Source organism: Yersinia sp. 2542 StPb PI (assembly GCF_048593855.1).
Lineage (GTDB): Bacteria > Pseudomonadota > Gammaproteobacteria > Enterobacterales > Enterobacteriaceae > Yersinia > Yersinia enterocolitica_E.
Window position 1 is genome coordinate 1 of the sequence record NZ_JAZGQA010000205.1, and the last position, 7343, is coordinate 7343.

The following is a 7343-nucleotide window of genomic DNA, read 5'->3' on the forward strand; positions in this document are numbered from 1 at the left end:
GGAGTTTCACATGAAAAGCATTAAATTCATCGTCCCGGCATTAATTCTGTCTCTCGCATCATTTGCTAGCGTCGCCGCCACTCAAATACAGACTAATCAATCAGCAGGATTGAATGAAATTGGCGTGATTTCTGCCAGTAATGCAACTACCTTGACCGAGTTAGAAAATGCATTGGCGCAGCAAGCCAAGGCTGCCGGCGCAAAATCTTTCCTGATAACTTCTGCGACCGGCAATAACAAAATGCACGGTACCGCCATTATCTATCGTTAATACCCGTCTCTCCGGTTAACGCTTTATCTCCTTCTAAGAGCGCATTGGCGCTCTTTTTGCCGTGGCCAATGTGAATTTTTTGTGACAGTTGTGTTATCCCCTAGACAGTTTCGCTTCCCTCGCTTAGCTTGGTATTTCCTCCTAAGTTAAAGGTTATATGATGAGCGAAATATCTACCTTAACCATTAAAATCCCTCTGGAATTAAAAGAGAAAATCAAGGCTGCTGCCTTAGAAAAACAGTTTTCCCTGAGTACCGAGGTGTGCGAAAGATTAGAAAAGAGCTTTGAGGTTGATGTTAAAAGTAGTAAAGCCAGCCGCAAAGATGCCAAGTTGCATCAAGGTGAGATTGATAGCCAAGGTGTAGAAGAGATTTCAGAGCAGCCGTTAAGCCAAAAAGAGTTGAAGAAACTGCGACAATTATTGAAAGACGGTGTGAAAGCGCCTCAGAAGAAAAAATAAAGATAACACCACAATACTTCATCAAAAACTATCGGGTGGCTCAGGTCACCCGATGACTGTCGCGCTACCTCTGACAATAGAAACGTTTACTGCCCATCCAATCCCCGGATCGGCTTAACCGAGGCCCAGGCTCGGCATGATGGACAGTGCCAGTACAGAGAGTGCGCGGTAAAACCACATTTATGACAGCGATAACGGGGTTTGGTCCGAATCTGTTCTCCTACCATGTCTCGCAGCAACAGCAAGCTCTCTTTCGCTCGCCCTTCTTCTGCATCTGCCAGGTGATAATCCATTAATCGATAGAAAACACGCATGGTGGGATGGCGTTGTAACTGGCGGTTGATATAGGTTTGTGCCACATCACGGCCTTCATGCTGTTCCAGTATTTCTGCCAGCATCAGTTCAGCCGTAGCACCCGTATTATCTTCAACGCAGCGTTTGAGGAAATTCGCCCACGCCTCGGGCTGTTGTAGATGTTGGTAGCAATCGCTCAACATAGGTAATGCCTCGCTGACCACTTCCTTATCCTGCTCCAGCACACGCTCCAGCGCCTCTACGCCCTTGGCATATTCACCCTTGGCAATATGCACCCGACCTTGCATGATGGAGACACGGGCGCACTGCTTATCCGCAATAGCCGCTTTCTTCAGCAACCCCATTGCTTTCTCTAAATCATCACTCCCCATGGCTTGCAGCGCCAGTTCGCAATAGAAATGCGCTATCTCCAGCCGCTGATTATCTTTGCCCATCTTGACCAGTTTTTCCGCCACTTCAATCGCGTTGTTCCAATCACTGGTGGCCTGATGAATAACCAATAACTGCTGTAGAGCCCCGAGCCGAAAATCTTGCTCTTCAACCAATTGATTGAACATATCCTCTGCCCGATCATATAAACCCGCGGCCATATAATCACGACCAAGTTGCTGAATTGCCAGCAATCGTTGTTCAAAGGTCAGAGAAGCACTTTCCATCAACGCCTGATGAATGCGGATAGCGCGGTCAACTTCACCACGAGAACGGAACAGATTCCCTAATGTCAGATGCGCTTCAACGGTCGAACTGTCTTCTTTCAACATCTCAAGAAACAGATCAACCGCTTTGTCCTGCTGATTAGAGAGAAGGAAGTTAACCCCTGCCACATATTCACGAGACAGACGGTTAGCATCCTGTTGCTTATCCTGCTGAGCGCTTCTACGCCCCATATACCAGCCATAGGCGGCAGCGACGGGCAACAGCAGAAACAGCATTTCTAACATAGAAAATTATTCCTTGCTGACAGCAGGTGTGGAAACAGCCGCACTGGATTCAATAGGCTGCTCTTGCTGTGACTCAAGACGTTTAATTTTCCGCTCTGCGCGCCCCAGTAAAATTCGAACTCGCAGATAAAAAAGCCCACAAATAACCCACCCAAGTACCAAGCCCGCCGCAAAAAGCGTTGCCAATAACGTAGATACCCGATATTCGCCCTGAGCCAATAAATAGTTAAAGGTAACGACTTGATCGTTATTTGCCCCTAACGTGACTGAAATCACGAAAATCACCAGTACTAACAAAAAAATCAGCAAATATTTCACGTTTTTTCCTAAAGGCCGAATCAACCTGATGAATTATGCCAAAAATGTGGCGCCCTTACTTGATAAATTAGCACTTCCTTACCCAGCAAAGAAACCCTGCACCAAGATAAAGCGCCGATTGGGCACCTAATTGATATTATTTTAAGCGACTGGGCTGAGAATAATAACTAATCACTCAATTTTCCTCATGCTCACGTTTTTCTATCTCGCGCTGTTCCTGTGGCAAAATGGCTAACGAGCCGAACCAACGTTGTACTAAGCTACACACAATGGCGACCAATAACCCGCTGATAAGTGCTGCGGCTACCAGATCCCGTGGCCAATGCATGCCTAATACCAACCGGCTCATCATGACACCTTGCGCCCATATCATTAGCAAAATGACGGTTTTATAATGTCGCCGTGGCCACAATATGCCTACCGCCAACAATGCCCAACTGGCAGCAAAAACCGTGTGACCTGAGGGGAAAGCGAAGCCAGTTTCAAACTGCCAATGACTGCTCAACCACGGCGGAATAATGGTTTGGCTCTGTAGTTGCTGTTTGACCAACTCACTGCGTTCAGCACGGGGAAGCGAATAGAAAAAGCGATTATCAATATGATGTTCTGCCTCAAGCCAGACGACAAATGGACGAGGTTCTTGTACCTGCTCTTTAATCAGTGATTTTATACCCTGACCGACAAGAATTACGCCGCCCATCAGGACCAACAAACCCATCGCGGGTTTAATCCGAAACCGTAGGCACCATAAAAACCAGCAACTGAGCAACGCACTGGTCAAGATTCCCCATGGCGCAGTGACCGTTTCAGTCACCCAGAACACACTTTTCAACCAAACATTATTACTGCCGGGTTGCCACTGCCAACCAGAAAGCCAGATAACAAGGGTGGGTAAGAGTAAGATAAGTGTTCCGACAGTGATTCGTTTCGCTATATTCCACATCTGGGGCCCTTGGTTACACATAATGTCTATATCGTCTTTTCCATGGTGATAGCACAAATTGTACAGCAGCTATAACCACACAGTATAAGTCCCATTAATCATTGATAACATAAACAAAATTATGTTATTACCCCAATATGCTCTCGTCAGACATTTTCTCTTTCCTTTTCGCTGCTTTGTTGAACAGCAGTGAGCCAAAAGTTATGGCAATATAGCTAATAATGATCGCAGAGAAATTTTTTATTTAACCCTATGCCCTAAGATGAAGGGATATAACGGGTTAAAGCGGGTATCCACATCAGGATGCGCGATAACATCCTTAAGGTCTGAAGTTATAATATGAACAGTAAGATGCAGCTTAAACGTGTAGCAGAAGCCAAGTTACCGACGCCTTGGGGTGATTTTTTGATGGTCGGTTTTGAAGAGTTAGCCTCTGGCCATGATCATCTGGCCTTAATATTTGGTGATATCAGTGGTGATAAACCAGTGCTCTCCCGTGTTCATTCTGAGTGCCTGACAGGTGATGCTTTGTTTAGCCTGCGTTGTGACTGTGGTTTTCAGTTAGAAGCCGCATTGGCGCACATTGCCGAAGAGGGGCGCGGTGTGCTGATTTATCATCGTCAGGAAGGCCGTAATATTGGTTTGCTGAATAAGATTCGCGCTTACGCATTACAGGATAAGGGCTTTGATACGGTGGAAGCTAACCATCAACTCGGATTTGCCGCCGATGAACGTGACTTCACCTTATGCTCAGATATATATAAATTACTGGGCGTCAAAGCCGTGCGCTTGCTAACCAATAACCCGAAGAAGGTTGAGATTCTCTCCGAGGCGGGGATCAATATCGTTGAGCGGGTGCCATTGATTGTCGGGCAAAATCCCAAGAATGAACAGTATATGGCCACCAAAGCGGCCAAAATGGGCCATCTGCTGACCAAATAATTAGCCGCGTTCAAGAACAATAAAGGGTGGTTTCTCAACCACCCTTTTTATCGAACCAGTATCGTAGTGACACTGTCACTAATGGTTATACCATTCTAATAACTACAGCATTTTGCGGATAACATAATGCAAAATGCCGCCATTTTCGAAATAAACCAATTCATTACCTGTATCTATACGGCAGTGGGTATCTACTATTTGTTGCCGCCCGTCAGCATAGGTTATCGTCACCGCCACCTTCTGCCCTGGGGACAGTTTTTGTAACCCACTGACGCTAATGGATTCATCACCCGTCAGCCCCAAAGTTTTGCGATTAACCCCTGCTGGGAACTCGAGGGGCAAAATACCCATCCCAATCAGATTGGAGCGATGAATACGTTCAAATGACTCAGCAATCACTACCCGCACACCCAGTAGCCTTGGCCCTTTAGCTGCCCAGTCACGACTCGAACCGGACCCATACTCCTTACCGGCAATCACCGCCAATGGCACATTCTCCTGCTGATAGCGCATAGCAGCATCATAGATAGCCATCTCATTTTGTGACGGAATATGACGAGTGACACCCCCTTCAACCCCCGGGACCATCTCATTACGGATACGGATATTGGCAAACGTCCCACGCATCATCACTTCATGATTACCACGACGGGAACCGTAGGAGTTAAACTCTTTAATCTCGACCCCACGATCACGTAAATAGCGGCCCGCAGGGCTATCAAGCTTAATATTACCGGCGGGAGAAATATGGTCGGTGGTGACAGAATCGGCCAAAATCGCCAAAATACGTGCATGGTGAATATCCTCAACCGGATCAGGCAACGCTTTCATATCACTAAAGAAGGGAGGCAAACGGATGTAGGTGGAATCGCTCTGCCAGTCATAGGTTGGTGTGCTATTAACCTGAATCGACTGCCACTCCTCATCGCCATCAAATACGGCGGCATATTCCTTACGGAACATCTCAGTTTTAACCTCTTCGACAGCTTTAGCGATTTCAAATCCGCTAGGCCAGATATCCTTTAGATAAACCGGCTTGCCGTCAGGGTCGTTACCGAGCGCCTCTTGTGCCAAGTTGACATTCAAATTACCGGCCAGAGCATAAGCCACCACCAGCGGCGGCGAAGCCAGCCAGTTGGTTTTGACTAAAGGATGAATGCGCCCTTCAAAGTTTCGGTTACCGGACAGCACCGCACCGACGGTCAAATCCCCGACTTTGATGGCATTTTCTATTGGATCAGGCAATGGGCCAGAGTTACCAATACAGGTGGTACAACCATAACCCACCAGATTGAAGCCCAAATTATCCAGATAAGCGGTTAATCCGGCGGCATTGAGATACTCAGTCACCACTTTAGAGCCTGGTGCCAGCGAGGTTTTCACCCACGGTTTGGTTTTTAGCCCCTTCTCTGCCGCTTTTTTAGCTAACAGACCGGCTGCCATCAGTACACTAGGATTTGAGGTGTTGGTGCAGGAGGTTATCGCGGCAATTACCACCGCGCCGGGCGCCAACTCGTGCGTTTTTCCCTCCAGCGTGAAGCTAACATGGTCAACTTTATCTTTTTTGCTATTGATTTCCAGTTCTTCAAACGCTTTAAAAGCTAAAGGCACTTTGGGTAAAGCGACCCGGTCTTGTGGCCGTTTTGGTCCAGCCATACTGGCTTCCACCGTGCTCAAATCCAATGAGAGCTGGCTGGTGAATATTGGCTCGTCACCAGGATGACGCCACAGCCCCTGTGCTTTACTGTAGCCCTCAACCAAGGCTATCTGTTCATCACTGCGGCCACTTAAGCGCATATACCCCAGCGTTACGTCATCCACCGGGAAGAAACCACAGGTCGCACCAAACTCCGGCGACATATTGGCTATAGTCGCGCGATCTGCCAGTGGCAAATCAGCCAGGCCATCACCATAAAACTCAACGAATTTGCCTACTACCCCGTGTTTTCGCAGCATTTGCGTTACGGTAAGCACCAAGTCCGTGGCAGTGATCCCTTCACGCATCTTACCGGTCATTTTGAAGCCGACTACATCGGGAATCAGCATCGAGACCGGTTGGCCCAGCATCGCGGCTTCCGCTTCAATCCCACCAACCCCCCAACCGAGTATCCCTAAGCCATTGATCATGGTGGTGTGGGAATCGGTCCCCACTAGCGTATCAGGGTAAGCGACCTCCCGCCCCTGCTGCTGTTCATGCCATACCGTCTGCCCCAAATACTCAAGGTTAACCTGATGGCAGATCCCGGTACCCGGCGGCACCACACGGAAACGGCTAAAGGCTTTCTGCCCCCAACGCAAGAAGATATAACGCTCGTGGTTACGTTCCATTTCGAGCCGGACATTCTCGCCAAAGGCGGCTTTATCACCAAACTCGTCAACAGTGACGGAATGGTCGATAACCAAATCTACCGGTGACAATGGGTTAACCTGTGCCACATCGCCCCCCAGCCGTTTGACTGCTTCACGCATCGCAGCCAAGTCCACTACCGCCGGTACCCCGGTGAAATCCTGCATTAATACCCGCGCGGGCCGATAAGCAATCTCCCGGCTGGCATGCCCGGTGAGCTGCCAATCGACAATGGCTTTTAAATCCTCCTCTTGAACCTGTTCGCCATCCAGATGACGCAGTAGATTCTCCAGCAACACTTTCAGTGATTTCGGCAGTCGGTCAATATCCCCCAGCACTGCCGCCAGTTGCGGCAGGCTGTAGTAGTGATATTCGTGATTAAGAGCGACCAACTTGGCCATACTCGTTTTTCGCAGATCCAACGACATAGCGCCTCCATTGTTTCTTATAAGTGTTCTAAAACAGCATTCATCTCAACAAGGCTATTCCCTTGAAATTATGAGGTCTGAATTAAATATAACACAAAGAAACATTAACATTTTGGCAACAATGGCGATTACTGGTAGCGATAGGTGTAAACGATGGTGATGGCCAATGTGTGTCAATTACTAAGATGACAAATCGCGATAAGAAAGGTCCCATTCAAGAGCATTGTTTGCCGATTGCTCAGATCCATCATTTATTGCTTCAAGACTTTGAGTGAATTTAACCATATTACTTTCTATTATTTCAGAAATCTTAGTAATTTCAACCATATTACTTTCTATTTCTATAAAATTTGTAGCGGACTTTTCTGTATCAATTTC

At 47.6% G+C, this 7343-nt stretch carries 8 protein-coding genes; 3 read left to right on the plus strand and 5 right to left on the minus strand.

Going from position 1 to position 7343, the window contains the following annotated elements; genetic code table 11:
• The first annotated feature begins 10 nt into the window (after positions 1-10).
• Positions 11-271 (plus strand): multiple stress resistance protein BhsA, encoded by a 261-nt coding sequence (bhsA, locus tag V1952_RS18445; protein WP_372558982.1) that lies wholly within the window; start codon positions 11-13, stop codon positions 269-271.
• Between the two features lie 160 nt (positions 272-431).
• Entirely contained in the window at positions 432-731 is a 300-nt protein-coding gene (locus tag V1952_RS18450) for a hypothetical protein (protein WP_193784662.1), read from the plus strand.
• An 86-nt stretch (positions 732-817) separates the two neighbouring features.
• Here the strand turns inward: V1952_RS18450 and lapB are convergent, their stop codons facing one another.
• The 3 genes from lapB to pgpB form a co-directional block, all read right to left on the minus strand.
• Positions 818-1987, minus strand: coding sequence for a lipopolysaccharide assembly protein LapB (gene lapB / locus V1952_RS18455; protein ID WP_083158899.1), 1170 nt, complete (start codon positions 1985-1987; stop codon positions 818-820).
• Between the two features lie 6 nt (positions 1988-1993).
• Entirely contained in the window at positions 1994-2305 is a 312-nt protein-coding gene (locus V1952_RS18460) for a LapA family protein (protein WP_005191595.1), read from the minus strand.
• 175 nt (positions 2306-2480) lie between these two features.
• Positions 2481-3248: a phosphatidylglycerophosphatase B gene (gene pgpB, locus V1952_RS18465; protein WP_372558981.1), complete on the minus strand. Its 768-nt coding sequence runs from the start codon at positions 3246-3248 to the stop codon at positions 2481-2483.
• A 351-nt stretch (positions 3249-3599) separates the two neighbouring features.
• Here pgpB and ribA point away from each other — a divergent pair, with 351 nt between their 5' ends.
• A complete protein-coding gene (gene ribA / locus V1952_RS18470; protein WP_083163652.1) occupies positions 3600-4190 on the plus strand; it encodes a GTP cyclohydrolase II in 591 nt (196 codons plus the stop codon).
• A gap of 102 nt (positions 4191-4292) precedes the next feature.
• Here the strand turns inward: ribA and acnA are convergent, their stop codons facing one another.
• Both acnA and V1952_RS18480 read right to left on the minus strand, forming a co-directional pair.
• The gene (acnA, locus tag V1952_RS18475; protein ID WP_372558980.1) at positions 4293-6965 is read right to left on the minus strand and encodes an aconitate hydratase AcnA; all 2673 of its coding nucleotides are present in this window, start codon (positions 6963-6965) and stop codon (positions 4293-4295) included.
• A gap of 180 nt (positions 6966-7145) precedes the next feature.
• Positions 7146-7343: hypothetical protein (locus tag V1952_RS18480; RefSeq protein WP_420075284.1), on the minus strand; the 198-nt coding region annotated here is incomplete at its 5' end.